Origin of the sequence: Paenibacillus amylolyticus (assembly GCF_047302515.1) — a bacterium.
Taxonomy (GTDB): Bacteria; Bacillota; Bacilli; order Paenibacillales; family Paenibacillaceae; genus Paenibacillus; species Paenibacillus amylolyticus_G.
Map to the genome: position 1 here is coordinate 2066771 of NZ_CP168019.1, position 24224 is coordinate 2090994.

The 24224-nt window shown below is 43.9% G+C and carries 16 protein-coding genes and 2 pseudogenes; 7 read left to right on the forward strand and 11 right to left on the reverse strand.

Going from position 1 to position 24224, the window contains the following annotated elements:
* Positions 1-109 precede the first annotated feature (109 nt).
* The 3 genes from ACDJ59_RS09090 to ACDJ59_RS09100 all read right to left on the reverse strand — a co-directional run bounded on the left by ACDJ59_RS09090 (position 110) and on the right by ACDJ59_RS09100 (position 8698).
* The gene (locus tag ACDJ59_RS09090) at positions 110-2083 is read right to left on the reverse strand and encodes an alginate lyase family protein (protein ID WP_413408486.1); all 1974 of its coding nucleotides are present in this window, start codon (positions 2081-2083) and stop codon (positions 110-112) included.
* Positions 2084-2240: 157 nt separating this feature from the next.
* Positions 2241-3278: an S-layer homology domain-containing protein gene (locus ACDJ59_RS09095; RefSeq protein WP_413408487.1), complete on the reverse strand. Its 1038-nt coding sequence runs from the start codon at positions 3276-3278 to the stop codon at positions 2241-2243.
* A 68-nt stretch (positions 3279-3346) separates the two neighbouring features.
* Positions 3347-8698 (reverse strand): carbohydrate-binding protein, encoded by a 5352-nt coding sequence (locus ACDJ59_RS09100; RefSeq protein WP_413408489.1) that lies wholly within the window; start codon positions 8696-8698, stop codon positions 3347-3349.
* Positions 8699-9168: 470 nt separating this feature from the next.
* Here ACDJ59_RS09100 and ACDJ59_RS09105 point away from each other — a divergent pair, with 470 nt between their 5' ends.
* Positions 9169-9960 carry a carbohydrate-binding protein gene (locus ACDJ59_RS09105; RefSeq protein ID WP_413408491.1) on the forward strand — a complete coding sequence of 264 codons (792 nt, stop codon included), beginning with the start codon at positions 9169-9171 and terminating at the stop codon, positions 9958-9960.
* Between the two features lie 933 nt (positions 9961-10893).
* Here the strand turns inward: ACDJ59_RS09105 and ACDJ59_RS09110 are convergent.
* The 5 genes and pseudogenes from ACDJ59_RS09110 to ACDJ59_RS09130 all read right to left on the reverse strand — a co-directional run.
* A pseudogene (locus ACDJ59_RS09110) lies at positions 10894-11007 on the reverse strand (NUDIX domain-containing protein); the annotation flags it as partial.
* 579 nt (positions 11008-11586) lie between these two features.
* Complete coding sequence (locus tag ACDJ59_RS09115; RefSeq protein WP_413408493.1) at positions 11587-13311, reverse strand: multicopper oxidase family protein; 1725 nt, start codon at positions 13309-13311, stop codon at positions 11587-11589.
* Between the two features lie 475 nt (positions 13312-13786).
* Positions 13787-14211: pseudogene (locus ACDJ59_RS09120) on the reverse strand (protein phosphatase).
* Between the two features lie 27 nt (positions 14212-14238).
* Positions 14239-14415 (reverse strand): hypothetical protein, encoded by a 177-nt coding sequence (locus ACDJ59_RS09125; protein WP_413408495.1) that lies wholly within the window; start codon positions 14413-14415, stop codon positions 14239-14241.
* A gap of 194 nt (positions 14416-14609) precedes the next feature.
* Positions 14610-14774, reverse strand: a complete 165-nt coding sequence (locus ACDJ59_RS09130; RefSeq protein ID WP_413408496.1) for a hypothetical protein — start codon at positions 14772-14774, stop codon at positions 14610-14612.
* 182 nt (positions 14775-14956) lie between these two features.
* On the opposite strand from ACDJ59_RS09130, the gene ACDJ59_RS09135 reads away from it, so the two are divergent.
* The 3 genes from ACDJ59_RS09135 to ACDJ59_RS09145 all read left to right on the forward strand — a co-directional run bounded on the left by ACDJ59_RS09135 (position 14957) and on the right by ACDJ59_RS09145 (position 16907).
* Positions 14957-15289: a hypothetical protein gene (locus ACDJ59_RS09135; protein WP_413408497.1), complete on the forward strand. Its 333-nt coding sequence runs from the start codon at positions 14957-14959 to the stop codon at positions 15287-15289.
* A gap of 677 nt (positions 15290-15966) precedes the next feature.
* Positions 15967-16413 carry a hypothetical protein gene (locus tag ACDJ59_RS09140; protein ID WP_413408498.1) on the forward strand — a complete coding sequence of 149 codons (447 nt, stop codon included), beginning with the start codon at positions 15967-15969 and terminating at the stop codon, positions 16411-16413.
* 41 nt (positions 16414-16454) lie between these two features.
* Positions 16455-16907, forward strand: coding sequence for a hypothetical protein (locus tag ACDJ59_RS09145; protein WP_413408499.1), 453 nt, complete (start codon positions 16455-16457; stop codon positions 16905-16907).
* Between the two features lie 818 nt (positions 16908-17725).
* Here the strand turns inward: ACDJ59_RS09145 and ACDJ59_RS09150 are convergent.
* The 3 genes from ACDJ59_RS09150 to ACDJ59_RS09160 form a co-directional block, all read right to left on the reverse strand.
* A complete protein-coding gene (locus ACDJ59_RS09150) occupies positions 17726-18733 on the reverse strand; it encodes a formylglycine-generating enzyme family protein (RefSeq protein WP_413408501.1) in 1008 nt (335 codons plus the stop codon).
* Positions 18734-18958: 225 nt separating this feature from the next.
* On the reverse strand, positions 18959-20128 hold the full coding sequence (locus ACDJ59_RS09155; protein WP_413408502.1) for an ABC transporter substrate-binding protein: 1170 nt from the start codon (positions 20126-20128) through the stop codon (positions 18959-18961).
* Positions 20129-20242: 114 nt separating this feature from the next.
* A complete protein-coding gene (locus ACDJ59_RS09160; RefSeq protein WP_413408504.1) occupies positions 20243-20830 on the reverse strand; it encodes a TetR/AcrR family transcriptional regulator in 588 nt (195 codons plus the stop codon).
* A 238-nt stretch (positions 20831-21068) separates the two neighbouring features.
* Between ACDJ59_RS09160 and ACDJ59_RS09165 the strand changes: the two genes are divergently transcribed.
* The 3 genes from ACDJ59_RS09165 to ACDJ59_RS09175 all read left to right on the forward strand — a co-directional run bounded on the left by ACDJ59_RS09165 (position 21069) and on the right by ACDJ59_RS09175 (position 24209).
* Entirely contained in the window at positions 21069-21833 is a 765-nt protein-coding gene (locus tag ACDJ59_RS09165; protein ID WP_413408506.1) for an ABC transporter ATP-binding protein, read from the forward strand.
* Between the two features lie 78 nt (positions 21834-21911).
* Entirely contained in the window at positions 21912-22691 is a 780-nt protein-coding gene (locus tag ACDJ59_RS09170) for an ABC transporter permease (RefSeq protein WP_413409750.1), read from the forward strand.
* A 66-nt stretch (positions 22692-22757) separates the two neighbouring features.
* Positions 22758-24209, forward strand: coding sequence for a sulfatase-like hydrolase/transferase (locus ACDJ59_RS09175; protein ID WP_413408507.1), 1452 nt, complete (start codon positions 22758-22760; stop codon positions 24207-24209).
* Positions 24210-24224: the final 15 nt, after the last annotated feature.

A 24224-nucleotide genomic window follows, 5' to 3' on the forward strand; every position in this document is an offset into this window, starting at 1 on the left:
TGCTCAACGAAGAAACCTCCAGACCCGCAGCGAAAGCGGAAATTTGGAGGTTTCTCATTTGAAATAAGATTTAGAGAAATGAATTTGGCTAGCTTTAGATCAACTGTTCCTACTGAACACTTACATTGTCAAATGTAGCAGTTGTAAGCGTCGTGTTTGCATGAGACGTCACCGCAAGTCCTACATAGGCTGTACTTGCAGCAGAAATGGATGACGTACCTGTCTGAGTCCATGTCACACCATTCGCAGAAATGTAGGTCGTTACGGTGTTCCCCGATCTGGTCGCTCTGGCCCAATACGGTGCACTCACGGTTGCGGACGTCGTAGAATTCGTGATTGCGCCAGGTGCCGTCCGATTTTGGAATACGGCGAGTCCTGGTTTCATAGCAGCATACACATTGCTGGCATCCTCAAACAGAGATTCCCGAATCATGACTCCTGCCTTTGCAGATGAATGGGTATTCGTCAAACTGGCAACGCGAGCTGTAATCGTCCGGTCTCCCTTTAACGGCACATAAGCAAATCTAAACTGATCTGATTTATCCCAGATATCACTTCCGGCCCCTTTAATTGTGTAGGTCCCGGCACTATAACTGTAACTTCCAGCGACACCTACACTACCAATATCCTGAGAAGAAAATGGGATCTGTGCATTCGCAGATGACAGTGTTGTAGCACTTACCGTGCTGCTTGTTGTAGATGTGTTTGACTTCGCATCATAAGCACTTACTTGATAGTTGTAAGCTGTAGAAGCAGTCAGTCCAGCGTCGGTATAGTCCGAAGTTGGTGAATATCCCACAATGGTCCCATTCCTGTAAATTTTGTAACCACTCACAGCAACATTATCTGTTGAAGGTGTCCAGCTCAAATTAATGACTTTGTCAGACAACGGTTTAACAGTTAAACCCGTCGGTGCGGATGGCTTTGTTGAATCGGTAGTGGTACCCAGTCTGTACGCAAATGTGAGCAGAGCTGCATCCGTATTTGTAGCAGGCATTCCATTCATGTAACTGGTTGTGAACGGAGCAGTCAATCCTTTGCGTGTTACATAATGAGCATATATTATTTCATTTTGAGCCCATCCGATGGTATCACTTCTTCCCGTTCCATTAATGCCACTCCAAGGCCCCATGGTACAACGTCCGTATGTTGAATCCCATGAAGTTGGTTCATTGCCCAGATTATAATTGGACCAATATTCCGAGCCAGCTAAGAGTCGATTATCTCCATCTCCAAACAAATCAACACCCTGCTTCCAGGCGATTTCTGCCACAACCGTTAAGTTGCCAAGTCCACCAAGAGCGTGAACCTGATCTCGGCCCGATTCGGAGATCTGCCCTGTAGACATAACATTTCTCGTCACAGAAGCACAAGCATTCGTTCTGAAATTAGATATTGCAGAATCAAACATCGTCTGATTGTTCGTAAATATCGCGATTGAAATCATGGATTTCATTGCGGATCCACCCCAGTTTGCATCCCCGGGGGATTGAATATGAGGATAAAAAACGTTGGTCAACATATTTTCCAGTTGTGTGATATTTGCTGCAGCCCAGCCTGAGTTGCTATATCGTAACAATTCGCCTGCATTGGCAAGAAAAATGCCATTATCACCTGCAGCAAGCTGTGCATCTGTTCCAGCAATGCTAGTTAATGTGCTCGACCAAGCATTCAGAATCTCAATGGCTTTATTAGCATACGCCTGTGTTCCCGTCACATTCCATAGGAGAGCGTTATAATAAGCTGCTCTCGCATCGTTCTCTAAGGCACTATTTCCATAATTTGTACTCGTACATGTTGAAGTAGAATCGTTCCTGCAAACCGTACTATAAGGTCCTTGTTTTGCATAAGATGAGGATGCTTTGCTATCTGTTTTGAAATTTGCTAATGCTGACTTCCAAGGTTCGGTGTTCTGATTGGCAGACATTCTAGTGAGATCCGTAGCATTATGCATAATTCCAGGATGAGTAAATGTTGCTGCTTCTGCCGTTTCCGATGAAAGTACACTATACGCAGGGATCAGAAGCATGATGATGACTAGCATAATACTCATGAGCTTTGCTTTTGTAGACTGTTGTGGCATAAAATCACTCCTTTAATATGGATGAGGAAAAAATAAAATTGTAATCGCTTACAAATGTATTCTACTTGTTAATTTCCAGATAAAAACAGGCAAAATCCGATGAAATAAGAGGGTAAATCCAACTTTCTTCACATTCTTCCTTTATCCTGTGACCAATTCAATTCCTTAACACATTTAAGATCACGGTAACTGCCTCTGCGCGGGTCACATTCGTGTTTGACGAGAAACGATTGTTCCCTATCCCCTGCATAATGCTTGATTCTACAGCCTCATGAATGAAAGGTTTCGCCCAAGAAGAAAAATCGCCCGCATCAGTAAATTCATTCACGTAAGTCACATCATGTTGTGTCTTACCAAGTGCGCGAACAGCAACCGATGCCATCTCGGCACGACTCATCTTCGCGTTTGGTCGGAAGGTGTGGTCGACATAACCGGTAATAAGTTGCTTCTTCACTGCTGCTTGCACATGAGAGGAAGCCCAAGCCGGGATCTGGTTCGCATCGGCAAAAGTTGCATCTGATTCATTCACATCAAGTTTAAGTGCTCTGCTAAACATAACAGCAAATTCGGCGCGAGTGACCTCATGGTTGGGACGGAACGTGCCGTCCGTATACCCGTCGATAAATCCGGCCTCTACCGCCTTTAGAATGGACGCCTCTGCCCAATGCCCCGTTATGTCACTAAAGCTGGTCGCTGATTCCGCCTGTATGGTCTCCTGCAGTGCAGGTGTCATGTTAGACATATTTAGCTTTGAGTCCACCAGCTTGATAGTCTGAAGTGTAATCTTGCTGTTACCGGCACGCTGCACATTAAACTGCAGGGTCGTCAATAGTTGATCCCCACTATCACCTTTTACGCTGCCCACTTTGGTATGGGCAATCTTGAGATAATTCCCCTCCGCTTTCGGCACGACCGTATAACCAACACTTCCTGCGCTTGCTTTCGAAAAAATAAGTCGATCTGCATCAAACTCCAGATTCATTTCATATGCGTACAGATCCTCAAGGTCATGCCCGATGACCGATACTTCAACGAGTTTGTTGTTAACAGACTTCAGCTTTAACTCAAAGCTTGGACGCGCTAACTGCTCTATTGTGGCTGCATTCACACTCGTTGTACAGATCATCAGTAACACCAAGAAACTTGTCCATACCTTCCTCATTTCCATTTTCTTCACGTTTGTCTTCGATCTCAATAGAGACCCTCCCTGTCACATGAATGATCAGAAGGAAGGCGACAAGGTGCGCCCTCCCTTGCTCATAACTATTTATTTTGCAGCCAGTCACCAACAATCATCTGAGCAACAGCAGCCAACTCACGAATGGTGATCTCACCCCCCTCGAACAGATCTGCTTTCTCAATATCGGTCCAGCTTGCATCTGTTGATTTTGTTCCATAATACTTCGCAATGATAGAGAGATCTTTGATACTGACTTGAGTCTGGCCTGGTACAAGAGTAATCATCTGAGCAGCAAATGTACTTGCAGCAGATTGTAAATTTGCTAATGCTTCATCAACACTTGATTGTGTTGCTGCCGTATTGTTTTTCACCTCATTTGCCGTATTCAAAGCAGCTTTCAGGATCGAAATGGCTTGTTGAGGGTACTGACCAATTTTTGTTCCAGCAACAGCTTTGTCCAGTTGTTTTTGAACGGATTGGATCTGAACTGCCAACCCAGTATGGTCTGTCGGCTGAGGGGTTGCAGTATAAATGCTGTTCCTGAATGTGGTGATGGCCGGTTGTAACGCAATGACGGCTTTGTCGACTTCCGCCTGAGTGGTTCCACTATTGTCGCGAACGGTCACCGCATTTTGAATTGCGGCATCAAATGCATTTTTCGCATCAAACGGGTACTGCCCCTGTGAAGATCCTACAACAGCTGCTGCTGACAACCACTGTGCTTGCAGGATCGTCTGTTGCAGTTCAGCTTTGCTAACACCAATGACAAGTTCTGTGAAAGATTCTACTGCCTGATTCAGTTCTACAACTTTTGCATCTACTTCAGCTTGGGTTGGCGTCTCATTCGCCGCTACCGCCCTTGCATGTTCTATCGCTGTGAGGAGCACTGCTTTGGAACCAACCGGATACTGTCCTGTATCGCTTCCTTCCACTGCCATGTCATGCAGGGATTGTGCGGACTGGATTGCAGCTGTTAGCTGTGTCTTATCGACTTGAATCTGAATAGCGATTGATGCTGTCGAGGTATCCAACATGTTAGAATTCCCGTCTGCGGAAACTTCGAAATCACTTAAGCTGACTTGTGCTTTCCCAGTGGTAGCGTCTACCTTCACTTGCCCATGTAGGGCGATAAGATTGCTCGAATCGGTAATCTGATTCTGGTTCGTGTTAGCCACAATAAGGAGAATTTCACCAGATTCCGGTTTCACCCCTGTCCCGATGATTTGCAAGCCTTCTTCTGAAGAAGACACAGCTCCATCAGCCAGAACAGTAAGTCCTTGTTCGTCCTCGGTTGTTGGAAATTGCAACCTGTACGTATCGTAAGTTACGGTCAATTGTGCCGTTGTGAAACCATCCGTGACGCCTTGTACACCAATGTTCAAGTCCACCGGTTGTCCCGGTGCAGCTGTTAATGGTCCGCGTAGCGTAGCCGAATTTTCCGTTCCTGGCTGTGGTTCTGCTATTTCTTTTACCGTGATGGTCCATGTAGCAACGGTTGCTGCTCCTTTAGCATCAGTCGCTTTGAATTGGAGCACATAGCTCCCTGCTGTTTCTGGTGTCCAGTTGAATTCACCTGTAGCTGCATCCAGCTGCGCTCTTTCTGGCAGATCTATACCCGCATACGTGATGGAATCCCCTTCCGGGTCCGTAGCGACAAGCGTCTGCTTCACCTCTTGACCTGCCGTCACTGTCACTGGAGCCAAATCGGCAAAAACGGGGGCTTGGTTAGGCGCGGGTACGTCTACTGCTTTTTGGTAGAATTCAAGCTCTGCCACATTGGCATTGCCCTTAGGTGTGTAATACCGAAGGTATCGATATCCCTTATCGTTCGTCATTCCTACAAAATACCACTTGGCAGTAGAGATGGTCCCAATAGTGTACAGATTCTCAAATGTTGTACCATCATTTGAGCCTTGAATCACTGCATCCTTCATCCGATTAAGATGTGTACTGCGCGGATAAAATTTCACACCGCCCAAGATCGGTGCATTGTTTTGACCTAAATCAATCAGAATCCAGCTTGGGTTGGTCAACGCATCAGGTGCCGTTTCTATATTGCCATCAAATGCCCGCCATCCATTACTCTCGGGAGTTCCAATTCCTGTTGAGTCACTTGCATCCCACTGTTTGGATGAAGCCTTGACCATCGATTGCGTAACCTGAATCGTAGAAAGGGTTGTTATATCTATAGGACTGCTTTTTTCCGTTTCTCCGGCATTGCCTCCAGCTGCTACCTGGTAAGCATACAACGTACCGGATTTCAGATCAGCATCGCTCAATTCAGTCGAAGTGGTTTCTTTCCACTTGGTATAGGTGCCCCCAGCTCCTTGCTTGCGATAGATGGTGTAGTAAGTTGCTCCGTTGACTTCCTGCCAGTTCAAAAGTACGGAAGTCGGCCCCGTTAAAGCTGCAGTCAATCCTTCAGGGGCCTTATTCTCCTCTTCAGGGTATATGGACAGCTTCACTTCCTTATCGACGTAATTGGATGTATCATCCTCCGCATAGATATGGAAGACATATTCACCTGGCGCAAGTCCGGCTGGTTTAACAATTAACGTCCCGCCTGCCTTGCCATTCAGTCCACTACTGTCAATATAATCCTGATTATCCGTCGATAAAGATACATTCACAGAGTCTAGATCTTCAACGGATACCTTCAAATTCATATCTGCGCCATTCTCGTAGGCCGCTACGCTTGTAAGTTCAAACCCTTGTTCACTTGTCAACTTGAGTACTGGCGAGGTATCGGCAGGATCAAGCGTGTAGCTGCCCAGCTTGACTTCCGTGTCTTCCTTGTCCGTCTCGATGGAAACAAAAAGACTTTTCAAATAGGTTGGGTAGTCATCCGACTTCACATATTTATTTGATATGTTAGTGCTTACCCGAAGCCAATCGCCCTTAGTATCCGGTACTCGGATCGTAGCAAAAGGGGGAGTGGATGAATCTCTTTGCAGCTGCAATTTGGCCACTCCATTAGTTCTGACCGTAAAGGAAACAATGCTGTCTTTGGTACGATCCACTTGAAGCGCGGCCTTGCTCAAATAAACAATGCTTTCGTTCTTTGTCAGAATATAAGAGCGGGTGCCTTCGCTACCTATCTCAAATGTACCGGAAATCGGAATAGCCTGATCGGCAATGAAGTTGGCTTGACTGCCAGTTGTCTCTACGTTCGCCAATCGATTCCGTTCAATATTCCGGTATGTCTTAAGTGTAATTGGCGAGTTGCCTTTATACCTTAGAGTGATGTCATGAATGCCCTTGATCTTGGCCAAGTCTGCTGATGCAACTTCAGAAGTGAATTTGACCATGGCATTGCTCGTATTTGGCAGTTTGTAAGATGCTACCAGCGTTTCCCCGCTGTATAACAGCAGTTTGCCAGTCGCATCTGTTGTTTTGGCCTGTAATTCAATACTATTGTTACCACTATCAAAATTCATTTTGCCGAATGTGATTGCCCCTCCTTCACTCAGATTCACACCGTCTGAAGCTTTAGTAGCTTCTCCGGAGAGGACACCTGACAGAGCTGGATGTTCATCGCCTGCATAGCCATCCGAGAATGCGAACCAGTCAAACGCAATCTGATATGACAGTGCGTTTGCGCTGCCATAATACTTGAATGCGATCAGATGCTTACCTGACAAAGGCTTACTCAGCTTGCTTGAGACTGTCGCATAATTGGTCCACCATCCGGTATTCGGTACCTGCAGGGTAGTTAGTACTTCACCTTTGGCAAGATCAGCTGTCGTAACATTAGTGCGGTCAAGTCCGTCTACACCATCCAACAAGATTACGTCCACCTTGGTGCCCACACTCGAATTGCTTGCAGCCCGAATCGTAATTTCGTTGTAACTGTCTTCTACATCAAGGTCATACCATGTGTACTGATTCTCATAGCGAACGTCATACAGTACGGAACGCATACCGTCCATATCCTGAAACGTACTCGTGCTGGTGGTTTCGCTCCTACCCATATAATCGAACGCCTGCAAGCGGTCATATGCTGCTGTCACTTCTATATACGGGGGATTGCTTAGTGGCTTTGGTGGACCAACCACCTCACCTGTCGCCAAGTCACTGGTCCCCTGTAACAGAACATAAGATGGAATCGCTTTTAATCCACCTTGCTTTTCAATAGCTTGTGCCAGATATTTAATCCGTTCATCGCCAGGATCCAGTGGCTGAGTCAAATGATGCATGTAGTATCCGTATGTGACCTCGGACGCGTACCCCAATCCTCTGCCGTTATCACTGACGGTATCAGCGTAATTGCCTGTTGGATCGCCAACCACAGCATTGCTAATGTTAACTGGTGTATACAAGATATCGTAACCCAGATTATATTTGGCAAGTTCATTCGCTCCAGCCAATATCCGATTATCGAGGAATTCGAAAATTCCTACACCATCTGAAGCATCCGTCACTTCTCCGAATGTTGGTGAAGCCGGGTCCGGGTTGACCTTAGTACCCTGGATTTCAGTCATGTAGGCAATCATGGATAATGTGGACGTATTTCCTGAAGCGTGGCCCATGTCGCGGAACATTTCCACAAGTTGTACATGGGGCTCGACAGGTGCACCCGTTCTTTCATTTTGTGTGACATAGCGAATCTGATGAAAAATATCACCGGATTGCCCCTTGAACGTTGCGGTTTTGTTGGCTGTTGCCCACTCCACTGCCTCTTGGTACCATTGCTGATTATCCGAGAAAATAGCAGCCATCATATAGGCCTGAGTGATAATACCATGCTGGTTCATCCAGCGACCATTGTTATGATAGAAGTTGCCATCGTAGAAGGCCATCAGATAGTTCTGCGTAAAATACGTCGTATCCGTTTCCGTCCACGCCCATTCCCCGCTGCCCTCCGTATACCGCAACAATTCGGCAGCTCTAACCATGTTAACCATGGCATCACCGATACTAATGTGCGAATCTGTAAACCCTTTTGGATTGCCCGGATCAATTTGGGACCAAAGACGAACAATGGTCATTGCTTTCTCACGGTAACGAACATCACCTGTAGCAGCCCATATGACTGCGTGGGTAAATGCCGCTTCTGCATCCACCTTGGCTTCCTTGGCTTTTGCATCATTGTCGATCTTGGTGTATGCGGGTTTCGTTTTATCCAGCTTACTTTGATTCCGAATATCATAATCCAGTGATCCACTGCGACTGTTCCTGAAGTCCTCGAATGCACTCGCCCACGGCTCTGCGCCAATGGCAACCTTCTCCTGCATCAGCTTCAGTGCATCACCAGTGAAACCTACAGAAGGATGAACGAATCCCTCTTGGCTTACCGTCTCCAAGATTGCAGGCTGGGTATGGATAACCGAATCATCAGCGGATACCCTGCTTGGAACGGTAGTTATAACTAAACAGAGACTTACTACTAACACACGAATAACCATCCATTTTATAATTTTGCAGCACTGCTTCATTTCACAGCCTCCTGATTCAATAAAATGTCGAATTAAAAGTAAACGCTTCCATAAATAAAAACGATATCTCCTTCCCTTAGAATGTTTTCTTCATGAAGATATAGATAAATTGGTTAGAAGTGTACCCAAAATCCGATGATAAAAGTGGGCAAATACTATTTTTTTCACATTCTCCGTTAAATTGGGAAATTTCTCTTGTGAGTTCATGAGACGAGTGCTACAATTTTGAAAAAAATATGGATTGTGAGTGGATCGTACATACGAATCGCGGATCTTCGCGGGAGGAAATCACCGTATTTATGCTTCGGCGGCTCGTTAATCCATAGAGGTTGCTCATCTTAATTCGCGTAATAGAACGTTGTTTTTGTTAGACGCAGCCTGATATTTGGGACCCGTCCCATAGTGTCATGAAAGCGGTTTACATCCTTAAAGTTAATGTCATTCCTAATCTTACAAACCGAGGTGTATTTATGATTCATTTAACGATTGAAGTACAGCGTGAAGATGGAACTATCCTTGCCGAACATACCGATACGAACCATACTCATCTGGTATATGATCAACCATATCAACTAGGAGATTCTATTGTGCTCAGAAGCTCCAGGGACGGCGTCTATTTGTATATACAGCTGGATGATGCTTTGAACCCGGATTTTGTATATCTGTCTGGGCAAGAGTACCGTTTAAGCATCCCTTTTAATGAAAAGAAGACCTCATATTCTCCCAAGTCATTTACGGGTCAACTACATTTGCTGACTGTACGGGTTGCATCCAATGAGGAGATTAGTTCCTACAAAAACCTTGCCGCAAATTCACATGATCATCATACCAACTCAACGTTGTACCCCCATGCTTCGGCTAATGTTGAGACGCGTGGTGAGGCCGTGTTTGCTGCCAGAAATGCAATCAATGGCAATACGGTAACCTATTCACATGGAGAGTGGCCATTTGAATCATGGGGAATTAATCAACGACTAGATGCAGAATTCACACTTCATTTTGGACGGCTTGTTGAAATTGATAAGATCGTATTGTACCTGAGAGCTGACTTCCCCCATGATAATTACTGGAAGCAGGTTACCTTGTCTTTTTCTGATGGCAGTTCTATAACTTCATCTCTTGAGAAATCCGGAAAAGCACAGACTATTCTCTTGGAACCAAGACAAGTGGAATCGGTGAAACTTAGCGAATTAATTCAATCTAATGATCCTGCACTATTCCCAGCACTTACACAGTTCGAGGCATATGGACGAGAAATTTAAGCAGTAGTAACGGATAAAGAAATAATTATTGAAGAATCAGATCCTGATTCAAACCATCGAATCGTAGTAAGTCAAAGTTTTTATTCACCAAATATAAATACCCGCCTGTCCCTATCTATAGGACAAGCGGGTATTTACTTACGACGGATTATAAATCTTCACAAGGTAACAGCCGAGTTGGAATTGGATGAATGGTTATATTCCTATCTTTTGTCATTTCCTAATTAATCCTCAGCTATCCTGTCCGTTAGTTCAATAAAGGCAGCCGATAATGTTGATCCGCTGCCTCCTTTGGTACTATTGAGCTATCGTTTCCCGTTAGCGTAATTGATATCTATTAATGTAATGAATTCATATGCTCTTAGTTAATAAGATTTCCAAAGGCTGACACAAAGTTCTCTACCAAAATGACACAAAGTAAAAAAATGATTTAACCTTATAAATCCTTTCACTCCAGGGTAGTAGGGAACTTTATGTCACTAAACATTGACACAAAGTTCCCTACCAAAAAATAAAAAAACCTTATTCTATAAAGGATTTCATGGTTGGTATCTTTATGTCATTCTACATCATTCTTATTCTAATCATGTGGCGGAGACGGCTCGGAAATTGTAAAAACAGCTTCCGCCGCTCTATTCAATGATATCAATATGAATGCGGATGAGGGAGCTCAAGCCTATTTTAATAAGCAACCTTTACAACGCTCAAGAAACAGGTTGAGACCGAAAAAATCGATGATCTACTCTTTGTATATGAATCCATGATTCGCTTCTATCCTGTCGATTTCTGCGATATCCAAAATCTCCGTTACCATCCCAAAGGATAATTGAAGAAGTTTCATCGTTTTCAACAAAATCATCAAGTTGGTTCAGTTTACCCATAAACAGAGCTCCATACTCTGTCCTTTCAGGTCCATGAAAACTTGACTGAAGTCTAAACTTCATTAGCCTTTGAATTCAGCCGTGTCAATATTTTGATTGGTTCCTCAAACAATTCTCTAATTACACATTGTTGAGCATTCTCTCCAGCTTCAATGATACCTCCTGGAAGTTCCCATTAGTTCCTCCACTTATTATGCATGAATAGGTACTTTCCTTGGCACTTCACCACAATTAGAGCATGTGTTAGTAGAGCATCCAGTGTGCTTGTAATGACCTTATCATACTCAATATTAATATATCCAAAAAAATGTTACCTCTTGAATCTGTAATGATTGCCATTTTACTCCTCTATTTCTTTTTGAAAAAAATAAAAAAAACGCGCTAGACCTTAGCCCTGTGCGTCATATTACAGGATGGAAAGCGCGTATAGTGTTAACCCATCCCAATTCTCTAAGAAATGGATTAATACATTTCATGATGGTGAGACGTTTTCATTTCTAAAATGAACATCGACCATTCTACTAATCATCACTATGTGGGAATGATATCCAGTATAGTAGTTAGAGTCAAGTATATAATTTTGCTCATTTACAATAACGGAACCTGCCTATTAGTTGAACAAAGGCAGCCAATATGTGATGGGCTGCCTCCATGATTTATTGAGCTATCGTTTCCCGTTAGTTGAATAACTTATGTTACGAGCTCATCTAACTTAGCCAAAGAATTAAATTGACTTTGAGGATCTTTAAGGCAATATCTTTAACGGTCTCATCATTTCATTATCCTCATGTTCAAGCATATGACAATGCCATACATATCCAGGCCCAAGACTAGGGTCGAATGGAAAGGGACTGCCATCCTGAGAAGTAAACCGAACTCTTATCGTCGTTACTTCTCCAGGATTCATTTGTATAGTATCCTTCCATCCTTTCTCATTGGGTGGAGGGGAAATAGGTTGACCTAGCAAATATGGGTCTATCGGTGGTGCCGTTGGCTTAACAAAATAAGGTGGGGTTCCCGGAGTTGTCGTTTGATTTATTTTCAGCCAGTCTCTTACATAATCGTCAGATCGGAATTTCTGACGGCTAACGAGCAGGAACTGAATGAGATGAAGATGGATGGGATGAGTGTCTGTGGTTAGGTTTACAACTTGCCAATCTTCTGTGGTTCCTGCCTGAGGCAGTTCAGAAACAGGATTCCCCCACAGTTGACCATCTAACGTAACTTTCAGGGGACCATTAGGTCCCTCCTGTTCGAATAAAGTCAACGTTCTCGTTTTTGTAGGCTTTAATTTCGGAATGTTGTTCAGAACTGTGGGCATTATTTTTGACGGTATGACGCTACCATTTATGACTGTAAATTGCATAATTTGACCAACGGTCTCCGGGTCTGCCGTTGCTCCATTGGGAAACGGGGCGTTAGCAGTATTCATTAAAATAACGGTCGTACCAGGAGCTAAAGATGAAAAATCAATAAGGATATCTGCTCGTTCTGCCGGTGCAATCATTAATGAGGAAAGTTCTGCCGGTTGAGGCAAATAACCTCCGTCGCTACCAATCTGAATAAATTTATGTTGATTGGAGAGATGTAAATGATAAAAACGTGCGTTTGAACCATTCAGAACACGAAAGCGGTATTGTTGAGGCTTGACATTAAGGTTCGGCCACACCTTTCCATTTACCATAATCGTGTTTCCAAAAAACTCTGGTGGCACATAAGGATGAATACTTGGGTTAGCCCCCACAGGATCATAGTAAAGAGAACCATCTGCATGAAAAGATCGGTCCTGAATGATGAGAGAAATCTCATTTTCTCCGCTGGGAAGAAATGAGGCAATGGGGTCATTCATCTCACGGATCACATATATCCCTGTAAGTCCAGCATAATTGTTTAAACGAGTGATTCCCATTGTATGATCATGATACCAAAGGGTTGTAGACTGTTGTACATTGGGGAAGATGTAGTTATTCGTTGTGAAAGCCATACCTGTCTTTCCATCTGCAGTCCACCATGCATCAGGATAGCCGTCATAATAAGAAGGATTCTCTCCTCCGTGCAAATGAGGGACAATCGGTACAGATTTCTGTGCTAGGGGATATCCTGGTGGAAATGATGGAAATGGTGGTAGAGGAACTGACACTGCATTTGGATTTGCCCAATCGAGTGTCGGATCAACTGGGAGAAAATGAGGACCAGCAATGTTATTTATCCATTGAACATGTACAGGAATTCCTCGAATGGCTTCAAAGGTGGGGCCTGGAGCACTTCTATAGTAAACGGATCTTCCTGTGTGGAGGTCCTGTATCATACCCCCGTAACCAAACACTTTCGTTGTACCCAATCCAGATGGTAAGATTTGCTGCTGGAACTCACTCGCATAAATTTTATATGCATGTCCGATCAATTTACCAGTCATAGGCTGTCTAAGAACAGTAGGCATATATACCGGTGTATTTCCGATTTGATTCATGTATTTAGGAATCCTTTTAGGATCTAAAAGTTGTACCACTCATCCTCTCCTCTCCATGTTTATGTATATGAAGGAAAGGAGCCTTACACGCACATCAAATTCCACCATTTATTATAAGTTGTTGTAATGAAAATTAGATTGACATTATTAAACTATACTGCCCGTTAGCTTAATGAAACAGATAAAATACTCTAATCGACATTGATACCATGTTCCCAATATTTTAGCAATGGAACTGAGTTCTTGCCTTCAGAAAGCGAATTGTGCTTTTATCTCGCCACATAATTTCTGTCATGATATTATTTAGATAACAATCTAATCCGAAATGACACAATGTTCTTGTCCTTTTCGGCAAAGGAACCAAGTTCTTGTCCCGTGACACCCATCATGAGGACAAACAAGAACATTGTTCCTATCTTCAATGACTTGAGAAAATGCTAAAAGGACGTCAACGTCCTCTCATAAAGAAACGATATTAACTGTTCTTTGCTTCAAACATATTCTTTAGCACATTACGTATTTCAGGCTTAATTGAAATGTCCGGACGTCTCTCCATTGCTAGTTTTTCAGCTTCTTCAACCGTAGTAGCTTCACCCAAATTCATCAACAGCGCTGTGGCTACTGTTCCGGCCACCAGCACAGTGAAAGAATATTCTTCCCCGCTTGAACAGCCTCCGTCACGGCTTGAATGGCGAACTTGATGGATTCTTCTTGATCATTCCTATTTTCAACAATTGGATAATGATGTCGGTTTGTCGAATCAGGAAATCCTTCTTGTGGTTTGCCATCATCTCGGAGATCAAATACATCCGTTACACCTTGCTCCTTGATTGCACTTAGAGCAGCATCTGCTCCTCCGATATATACTTTGCCTTTAACGAGTTCATGATAGTTAGACATCGTTATTCTCCCCTTCTCTAGTTGTTCTTAAAAGCAGCTTGAGCCTCCACTAACGACGAGTCCAAGTCCATCATCATATCGTTCCACATCCAAGGTAATCGATTCTACGGTAGTCACAATCTCAGGATCGACCGCAACGCGTATCTTATTAATTTCCTGTACCACATCGTTCTTTAATCCCTCCGTTTTCAGTATTGAGATCATTCTAACATGAACTCTTTTTTCACTGTCTACCTTGAGGGGATAATACCAGCTCTCCCTTGTTTCTTTAATTATCGTTGCAATAAATTCATTGTATTAGACTCCATAGAACTCTATCATCTGTACTCTGGAATTCTTTGTTTCTAATCCAAACCAGCGACCGATCTTGTCCCATTCTACCTCTTCCCCAAACCCCACTAACCAGGCGTAACGGAACGAATGTCCGACTCTGCCCTTAGTCTTCTTTTGTTCATCGACGAGACTGTGGATTGTGAATCGTCTACACTAAGTTGGACAGAAATAATAAGGGCACGCCCACCTAACAAATCCAGAATTAGCCACCATTGAATCAAATTCTGCATATTATGTCGGCCGGCATATACTCAGAACTTAGAACGAAGTATTGAAAAGATCGCAAGTATTCATAGAATAATTTCCTTAAATATTAATGTCGTGAAATTATAAATGGAGCATAAGATAAATTAATCGTTTCTGATGTAGAATGTGCAAATCCCAGCTTATTTAGATCAAAGGAGAAGAACTTATGTCCCTTACGACTGGACTACAGTATAATTATCTTGAGAGTGAAGGTAAATTAATTATTTACTGCAAAAACATTTCTAATAAGGAAATAACAATTTTTCTTAAGCTTACAGAAAAGAGTTTTGGTCAAACAAATTCGATTCCTATTTTCCAAAGATATTTTATTTTAGATCCAATGTGTTGTAAAGAATTCAACTATACTTTTAAAAAAATCAATTTTTTTGAAGTTCAAGTGGCATTTTCTGAACTGAGCAAAACCATTTGCTCAGTTTCTCTACTAGATAAGACAGGAATACAATATGAAGAATATAAGTTATACAAATCCTCAAAATGACGAAATGCTCCCTAAGCTCTTCCCAGCAGTACATTGACACAAAGTTCCCTAAACTCACCAATGATCAGTGCCAAACCTTTGTTCAGCACTATTTTCCATATTGGCTTTGATCGTGGCTGGCTTTAATAACATTAGTTTTAATGGTTGATTTAGCATAAGCAAAAACCTCCATCCTAACCTTAGCATGCAGAGTTTAAGTGATTCCATATGAGATTGTTGGGTTGATGGAGAATTATGTACCGTTAAATTTCTCATTCTATTCCAGTGATGCTTTCAAATTCCGAATCAACCTTTAGTAGATGTGGTCGTTCCGCCTCGTCGTCTCTTATTATATTCATGAATAATAGAGGATAAAGTTGGATATTCTTTAGAGGACTTCCCACTCCTAATTCACTTCATGATGGCCTTGTCGGTTAATCCGGCAGGGGCTTTTTTTTGTTATGAAATGACTGTTGTGTTAATGGAGATATTTGTATCGTCATCATGTATTACCCAATTTGGCGACTCTAGAGGGTTTGTTAGTTTCTAAATACCGTTCTATATAGATAGATTCAATCTTATCTACTAAAGCATAATATCTCGTTTTATAGATCGCTGTAACTTCTTGCCACTAAGCGGACAACTCTTTCAAAGCAGCAACATACGATATTTCAATATAATAGATTGGAGGAATGAAAATGGTTCGAACACTTGACGCTCGTACTTCTCTCGCGTCTACGGGCATTAGTCCGCTCAACATACTACTTCCATCTAACACACCTACTCTGCTTGGGATCGTGGGACTCAACATTTTTAATCCAGGACCGCTCATCCGTACTCAGTTTAATGGGACATATCGATTCTCAGTGGCCAGTTTATCTTCACTGCCCTCGACTATTCGCTTGGAAATCTTCAGGGGGGCCACCAATACGGGCCAACCTATTTATGTCGTTTCCCAGCCTATATTCTCTTCCACCAACACCATACTCGCAAGTTTCGAAGGTTCGGATTACAATGTGCCTCCCCCTGTAAATGGACAACTAATCTATTCTTGCTATGCAACATTTGTGCCAGCATCCGGAATGGAACAAGCCACCCGCATTGGACCGGAATGCTTCAATGCTGTCACTTACAGCGACGATTAACTTCAATTCTATATGACTCCTTAACGGAAGGAGGAAATCACATGGTCAAAACTTTAGATGCACGGACTTCCCAAGGCTCCAACGGGCATAACATTTTAACCCCCAGCTTCACGAATGGAGTCCCACAATTATTTGCTCAGGTTGGACTACAGGTAAGCAATCCAGGGATGTTTATCCGAACGTTTTTTTCGGGTATTATCGAAGTTACTGCCAATCAGCTGCCTGTTAACGGGAATTTTGTCATAGAAGTGTACCGAGGATTGAGCAGTTCACAGCAGCTTGTTTATCGTGCGGGTACAATCGTTCAGGCCAACGCATTTTTCAGTCCGTGCGTTCTCAGCTTTACCGGCTCGGAGTATAATGTACCACCGCCAGGAAGTGGTCAGCTTGTCTATTCTGTGTACGCCATTTTCACCTATGATCCAAGTTTCAGTATTAACAACCTGCGCCTGGGACCCGAAAGTTTCAATGCTACAGTATATTCCAATGATTAATATAATTTTCTGAAAATAGTTATGAGTTTATTTCGGGATCAATTTCTATCTTTGCATTCATTAAACGTAAAAAGGAGAGCTGGAACACATTAGCTTTCCTTTTTATTGATGTGTTGTTATTTAGCAAACAGATTCCCGTTCGCGACCGAGAATATACCGCACTTGAACGTGAGCTTCACGCACATAACCACGCCCACGCTTATGATCGTCGGGGACCAGAACTACACCCCGCAAAAAGTATCAGTTGACCATCCGTGGCCCGAAATGGATGTCCGCCCCCTACATGAGCCTGCTCACCCTCTTGAGGTTAAGGAAACAACAGATGAAAAACCAGAACATGTCGCCTGAATTCAGCTGGTCTCATGGGCTTATCTTTGTTCATGCCCTCGATATTGAACATGACACCTGGGCGGCAGTTCAAAAGTCTTTGTCAGAAGATACAAAAATCCAAGTAAACTTTAACAAGAGCTAGGTACGCCCCTTTACCCACCCCTCACTGGTAAAGGAGCGTACCAACTCTACGTATATAACATAAAGGATAATGTACAGCGAGGGACCAGCCAATAGTGCGTTAATTACTCAACAGAGACCACGACTTCCACTTAGATATTCACCTAATCGGAGATAGTAACATGTTCTTGTCCATTTCGGTAATCGGTACAAGTTCTTGTCCTTAGCTTGGGACAAGAACTTGTACCGATAAAATAAAAAAGCCGCTAAATTAGCGACTTCAATGGGAATATATTCTTGTCCCTCGACAACATTGTTCATATCTCCTCTGAAAATCAAAACACTTTATAATGCTGCTTATCATTCCATTAAATTAGATTTGCTGCGCAGCGAAAACCAACATTACCAGAGGAACTGTCTGGTGTATTCTTATTGCGGGCGGCTACTCGGTATCGGTTACAATAAGAATCATGGCACAAATAGGAACCACCTCTCATGGAATGCACATGACCTCTTCCATTTTCTAGAGGGTTGATATTAGGCGTTTGCTGATGATAATAAGGATTAAACACATCCACACACCATTCCCATACATTGCCCGCCATATTATAAATCCCGTATCCGTTCGGCTCATATTCATCAACTGGAGCTGTTCCTACGTAACCATCCAATGCATCATTGTTGGTCGGAAACTCTCCTTGCCAAATGTTGCACATATGTTTGCCATCAGGAGTTAGTTCGTCTCCCCATGGGTACCTTGCTTGAAACAAACCTCCTCGTGCAGCGTACTCCCACTCCGCTTCCGTAGGCAATCTTTTGCCTGCCCATTCACAATAAGCTAGTGCATCATTCCAGGATACATGTACAACAGGATGATTCATCCGTTCTTCCAGATCAGAACCTTTTCCTTCTGGATGCATCCAGTTTGCCCCCTCAATCACATGCCACCAAGGGGTCTGCGCGACCATTGTAGCTCGGTTACGACGTTGGTCAGACGCAAGTAACAGATAAAATACAAAAGAATTGCCGAATTTCTCAGCTTCTGTTTTGTAACGGGTATCTCTGATAAAATCTTGAAACTGTGCATTAGTCACAGCATATCTATCTAAGTAAAAGGGACTGATCCAAACCTTTCGAGCTGGCCCTTCTCCATCCTCTGCAAAACCTTCATTACCGTCGGTTCCCATACAGAAGTCACCTCCCTCTAATCGGATCATGCTCGAAGCTGTTGGTTCAGATTTAGTGTGCTCCTTACCATGATCTTGATAGATTACCGGTTTTGTATTGAATCGCGTACTCATTTTGATATCAATGGATGCTCTCTCGTGCCCAGGTGTGCAGCAAGAAGACTTCTTGTCCTGCTCAATGTCTTCCATAAAAACTTCTCCCTCCGAACTTGTTATAGTTTTATTTTAATTTTATTTAGCGGGGTTCGCACTTACCTTATGAGATTGTTAAAACTGTTGTAAAAGGCTCTCTTTTTGGCAGTCTTCCTTCAACTTTTCAAACATCATAAAACCGTCAATCATTGATCAACGGTCTCTAAAAATCATTTTTAACTGCGTTATTTTTCCTAGCATACTTCGATTACAATAGCCAGGTTATTCCAAGGCCTGTAAAACAAAGCTATCGTTAACGCCTTGCGTAAAATCAATCTCTCTCTTGAGAAAGTCGTTCTGAAGGAGAATGGCGGTCGTTGCTTCTTGAGCTGCCAATGCTTCTTCTGAATAAGCAGTTAGCAGGTTGGAACTACGTTCCAGGACGACCTTGATGATTTCGGGAGGCAATTTGGTTTGCTCCGAATAGATCTGAGCCGCTTCATCCAAATTTTCCGATTGCCATTCGAGCGAACGTTTAAATTGCTTTAAATATTCGACGACCAGTTCCGGATGAGTCTTAGTAAATTCAGAATGCGCGACCATGGATAGTGGCGCAAATAACTCGATATTTGCATCAAGTGCTTTCGCTTTATGATTGGCAACGTTCAGTGTCACATTCGGATCGACGGTAACCCAAGCATCCAATTGACCGGATTCGAAGGCTGCTTGCGCATCCTCAGGCGTCAAATTAATGATGGTAAGATCTTCTTGCTTCAATCCGTTTGCTTCCAACACTTTGATCAAATATACATGGGAGGATGATCCCCTCCCTAATCCAACTTTTTTACCCTTTAAATCTTGAACTTTCGCTATACTGCTATCGACCGGAACAAGTATGGAATTCAGGTTTTTCCCTTCGCCGATCAGACCGACAACCTGAAGGGGCAAGTTGTTCGATAATCCTGTAATGGTTGCACCATCCCCAAGGAAAGTAAGATCTACCCTTCCGGATACCAATGCCTCAAGAATGGGTGGACCGCTGGCGAATTTGCTCCATTCGACTTCAGCATGAAGTTTTTCGAACCCTTCTTTCAACCATCCCTTCTCCTGGGCTATGATAAGCGGATTCAAATTTCCATTAACAGCAATTCTCACTTTGACTGTCTCCTCTCCACCAGCTGGTTGCGCGTTTGAGTCTGTTTTCCCTTCCGAGGCGTTTGAAGGTGTTCTTTCCGAAGTGGAATTCCCTGCGTTTGAACATCCTGCTATTACAATAGCCATCACCATGAAGACAAAGAGTAATCGTCCTCTATTTGTTGTAATCCTCATCATTTCTTTATGCCCCCAATTCAGATCTAAATAATAGGTTTTGTGAATTAAAAAAAGACTTTCCAACACAGTCGTCAAGCTGCTAAAGCCTGAATCTCTGGTCGTCCAGTCGATTCTTTTCATGGTGACTATTCAAATTCACAACATGACTTTCAAGTCAAATTGTTTTGTGGGTAAATCATATCAGCAGGAAAATCAGAATGTCAACCCCTTTTTTCAAAAAAAAATTATGCCTACTTATGGACCAATCATCTGCATAAGTAATTGGATCGTCGTTTCGTTCGCCGGTTCGTATTCGCGAGCCTTCAGCAGCATGAGGTTCTGTATTAGAGTCGCAAACAAAGTCGCCAAATGAATCTGATCTCCTTGACGCACGGATCCGTCTGCCTGACCTTCGTGAATTAGCTGAACAAGAAGTTGTCGGTTCTTCTTGCCACGTTCACGAATTTTCTTCTTTTCTTGATCGTCCAACAAATCGGTGAATATGGCCTGCAGCAGCACCATATAACTGTCTGCGTTCGACTCTTGGGACAACACCTTGGTGGCAATATACATGAATTTGTCCGAAGCTTTCCCTTCAAGTTCAATCGCTTTGTTCAACTGTTCTCCGTACAGATCTTGTCCCCTTTTAATGACGGCAAGCAATAATTCTTCTTTCGATTTGAAGTAGCTGTATACATATCCGTGGCTGCGTCCTGCCTCGGACGCGATATCGTCAATCTTAGTCAGTAAACCGCGACGTGCAAAGACGCTAGCTGCTGCATCGAGGATTTCCTTCCGGCGTTGCTCGCGCATTTGTGTGTCACGTAACACATTTCGTGGCATTGTATTAAACCTCCTGGGTTGTTCCAACGGGTATTTATTACCTTCCTAAGTTAGTGTAACAGAGCCAGACCCCCTTAAACCACAATAACATTTCGACCCCTTAATCGTTCTTATAGATCACCTGATCTCATTATTCCACTTATTTTACTTGGGTATTGACACTGGGAAGATTTAGGTGCTAAGATCACCAACAACATGACTTCAAAGTCAATATGTTAACTGGATAGGAGCGAATGCCATGCAGCCGTTGTTACACATTCATGAAGTGAGCAAGACATTTCACACGGACCAACAAATCACTCCCGTTCTAGACGGAATAAGTTTTGACGTTCACGAAGGGGATTTCACGGCGGTCATCGGACCAAGCGGCTGTGGAAAAAGTACACTACTTAAAATCGTCGCCGGTCTTGACGGCGAATACGATGGCAACGTCCTACTGAAGGGTGAACCAATACTTAGTCCCTCGCAGGAAAAAGGGTTCATTTTTCAGGAGCATCGCCTTTTTCCATGGCTCACTGTAGAGAAAAATATTGCTGCGGATTTATCCTTGCGAGAAGCGTCGGTCCGTAGAGCCGTGGATGATCTGATTAAACTGGTCAAGCTCAATGGATTTGAGAAGGCTTATCCGCGTCAGTTATCCGGCGGGATGTCCCAGCGCGTAGCCATTGCCCGTGCATTGCTGCGCAAGCCGGCTGTTCTCTTGCTGGATGAGCCTTTTGGCGCGTTAGATGCATTTACAAGGAGCCATATGCAGGAAGCGCTGCTCGACATATGGCGATCGAATCGCACTGCAATGGTATTGGTTACCCACGATATTGATGAAGCTATCTTCTTGTCCACCCGAGTCATCGTCATGGATGCAAGGCCTGGCCGAATCAAAGCGATCGTACCGATCGACCTGCCTTATCCCCGCAGCAGAACCACTCGTTCCTTTACAGAACTTCGTACGCTTATTCTTAACGAGCTTGGCCATAAGGAAGAATTGGAAGGCTATCACATTTAACAACCGCATAGAAAGGAATGGACATTCATGGAGGTACCTATTAGGTCTAATGCACATAGTGAAAAGAAACATAAGACAATGCCTCGTTCATCCGGCGGCTCATGGCACCTATTCGTCCGGGGAGCCATCCTCCCGGTTTTGATCCTTTCCATATGGCAAATTTTAAGCTCGACCGGAACGATTTCTACGCAACTTTTCTCGTCTCCGGCACTCATTCTTCGACAGTACTGGGAACTGACCCTCTCTGGTGAGTTGATGCATCATTTGCGTATCAGCCTCGTTCGGGCTTTGCTCGGTTTCTTGCTTGGAGGAAGTTGCGGACTGCTTCTTGGTTTATTCGTCGGCATGTTCCGTAAGATTGAAGAAACCGTGAACCCAACTGTACAAATGCTAAGAACGGTACCTCTATTGGCTATTACCCCCCTATTCATCCTGTGGTTCGGATTTGGCGAACTGTCCAAAGTGCTCCTGATCTCCCTGGGTGCCTTCTTTCCTTTGTACGTAAATACGTTTCTCGGTGTGCGTAACGTGGATGCCAAGCTATTCGATGTGGCCCGGGTATTGGAATTCAGCCGATTCAGCCAGATGATGCGTTTGGTCCTTCCGGCTGCGCTGCCAAATATCTTACTCGGTATTCGCCTATCGCTAACCATTGCATGGTTATGCCTGGTTACGGCCGAACTTTTGGGCGCTGACACCGGCGTAGGGTTCATGATTCAGGACGCTCGCGCATTCATGCAGACGGATATTGTATTCGTTGGCATCACGATCTTTGCTATTGTTGGTAAATTGTCCGATTCCATCGTCCGGTTCTTTGAAATCAAGTTGCTTCGTTGGCAGGATAGTTATAAGGGATAAAGTGCGCATCAAAATCGCATTATTTGTGAACAGAAATAAAGTTTATGTAGGAGAGGACGTTCGATTATGACATCGAAACCGCAAAATGTACTATTTATAATGTCGGATCAGCATAACCGGGACATACTGGGGCACAACGGTCATCCCCTTATTCAGACTCCCCATTTGGACCAGCTCGCGCGGGATGGCGTGAATTTCACCAATGCTTATAGTAATTGCCCTATTTGTGTTCCTTCTCGTGCCAGCATTGCCACCGGTCGTTATCCTCATGATAACGGCTCCTGGGATAATGCTGCGCCCTATTCAGGTAACAAACCAAGTTGGGGTCACAGGCTTGGAAATCAAGGAATTCACGTCACTACCATAGGCAAGCTCCATTACCGGGATGCTGCCGATGACACGGGCTTTCCCGATCAGCGTCTCCCTCTCCATGTGCTGAATGGTGTTGGAGACCTGTTCACCCTGATCAGAGAGACGGGCTTGCCTTCTGGGAACCTGGGCCGCAAGCAGGTTCTTGCGGCTGGCCCGGGCGAATCCTCCTACACGCAATATGATCGCGCCATTGCAAAAGAAGCGGTGAATTTCCTCCGGGATGAGGCAGCAGGCATTGATAGACCGTGGGTGCTCTTCGTCTCGTTTGTCACGCCTCATTATCCGTTGACTGCTCCACAGGAATACTTTGACTTATATCCATTGGAGAGTATCGCGCTTCCGAAAAATTACGGATTAGATCAGCGCGGCTCCCATCCGGTCATTGATGAGTACCGGCGCTTACTCGGTATTGTCGATGAACTGGAAGAAGGGGATGTTCGCAATGCGCTTGCGGCTTATTACGGCCTTTGCAGTTTCATGGATGCCCAGGTTGGTGAGGTATTATCGGCACTGCGGGAAACTGGCCTGGACCGTTCGACACGCATTATCTATACATCCGATCATGGCGATTCCATGGGAGAACATGGCCTTTGGTTTAAATCAACCATGTATGAAGGATCTGTGGCCGTTCCTTTCATCATGTCCGGACCAGATCTGCCCAAGGGAGAACAAATCCAAAATAACATTTCTCTCGTTGACTGTTTCCCAACGATACTCGAAATGGTCGGAGCACATCCGGAACCTGAAGATCACGATCTTCCGGGAAAATCATTGCTTCCACTTGCCAAAGGGGAAATCGAGCCCAATCGTGTTGTATTTAGCGAGTACCATGCCGCCGGCAGTATTACAGGTTTTTTCATGGTACGGGAAGAGCAGTATAAATTTATCTATTACGTCAATTATCCACCGCAACTGTTCAATCTGGCTAAAGATCCCGGGGAATCAAACGACTTGGCTAGCGACCCACGGTATGCAGACGTGGTTAGCCGGATGAATCAGAAGCTGCGTGAGATTGTTGATCCGGAAAAGACCGACGCGGAAGCAAGACAGGATCAACAGCGGCGGCTCGATCTTCACGGTGGCCGGGAACAGATTGTGGCCAAAGGCTTCAAAGTACCGTACACGCCAGCCCCCAAGGTTGAATAGAAAAACATAAGGAGG

What these genes read in the sequence shown, in the direction of transcription:
- ACDJ59_RS09170 (WP_413409750.1), top strand. Translation starts at nt 21,912, where the DNA reads ATGCCTCGTTCATCCGGCGGCTCATGGCACCTATTCGTCCGGGGAGCC.
- ACDJ59_RS09115 (WP_413408493.1), bottom strand. Translation starts at nt 13,311, where the DNA reads ATGAATCAAATCGGAAATACACCGGTATATATGCCTACTGTTCTTAGA.
- ACDJ59_RS09125 (WP_413408495.1), bottom strand. Translation starts at nt 14,415, where the DNA reads ATGATCTCAATACTGAAAACGGAGGGATTAAAGAACGATGTGGTACAG.
- ACDJ59_RS09135 (WP_413408497.1), top strand. Translation starts at nt 14,957, where the DNA reads ATGTCCCTTACGACTGGACTACAGTATAATTATCTTGAGAGTGAAGGT.
- ACDJ59_RS09155 (WP_413408502.1), bottom strand. Translation starts at nt 20,128, where the DNA reads ATGAAAAGAATCGACTGGACGACCAGAGATTCAGGCTTTAGCAGCTTG.
- ACDJ59_RS09165 (WP_413408506.1), top strand. Translation starts at nt 21,069, where the DNA reads ATGCAGCCGTTGTTACACATTCATGAAGTGAGCAAGACATTTCACACG.
- ACDJ59_RS09145 (WP_413408499.1), top strand. Translation starts at nt 16,455, where the DNA reads ATGGTCAAAACTTTAGATGCACGGACTTCCCAAGGCTCCAACGGGCAT.
- ACDJ59_RS09130 (WP_413408496.1), bottom strand. Translation starts at nt 14,774, where the DNA reads ATGCAGAATTTGATTCAATGGTGGCTAATTCTGGATTTGTTAGGTGGG.
- ACDJ59_RS09160 (WP_413408504.1), bottom strand. Translation starts at nt 20,830, where the DNA reads ATGCCACGAAATGTGTTACGTGACACACAAATGCGCGAGCAACGCCGG.
- ACDJ59_RS09150 (WP_413408501.1), bottom strand. Translation starts at nt 18,733, where the DNA reads ATGGAAGACATTGAGCAGGACAAGAAGTCTTCTTGCTGCACACCTGGG.
- ACDJ59_RS09140 (WP_413408498.1), top strand. Translation starts at nt 15,967, where the DNA reads ATGGTTCGAACACTTGACGCTCGTACTTCTCTCGCGTCTACGGGCATT.
- ACDJ59_RS09090 (WP_413408486.1), bottom strand. Translation starts at nt 2,083, where the DNA reads ATGCCACAACAGTCTACAAAAGCAAAGCTCATGAGTATTATGCTAGTC.
- ACDJ59_RS09105 (WP_413408491.1), top strand. Translation starts at nt 9,169, where the DNA reads ATGATTCATTTAACGATTGAAGTACAGCGTGAAGATGGAACTATCCTT.
- ACDJ59_RS09100 (WP_413408489.1), bottom strand. Translation starts at nt 8,698, where the DNA reads ATGAAGCAGTGCTGCAAAATTATAAAATGGATGGTTATTCGTGTGTTA.
- ACDJ59_RS09175 (WP_413408507.1), top strand. Translation starts at nt 22,758, where the DNA reads ATGACATCGAAACCGCAAAATGTACTATTTATAATGTCGGATCAGCAT.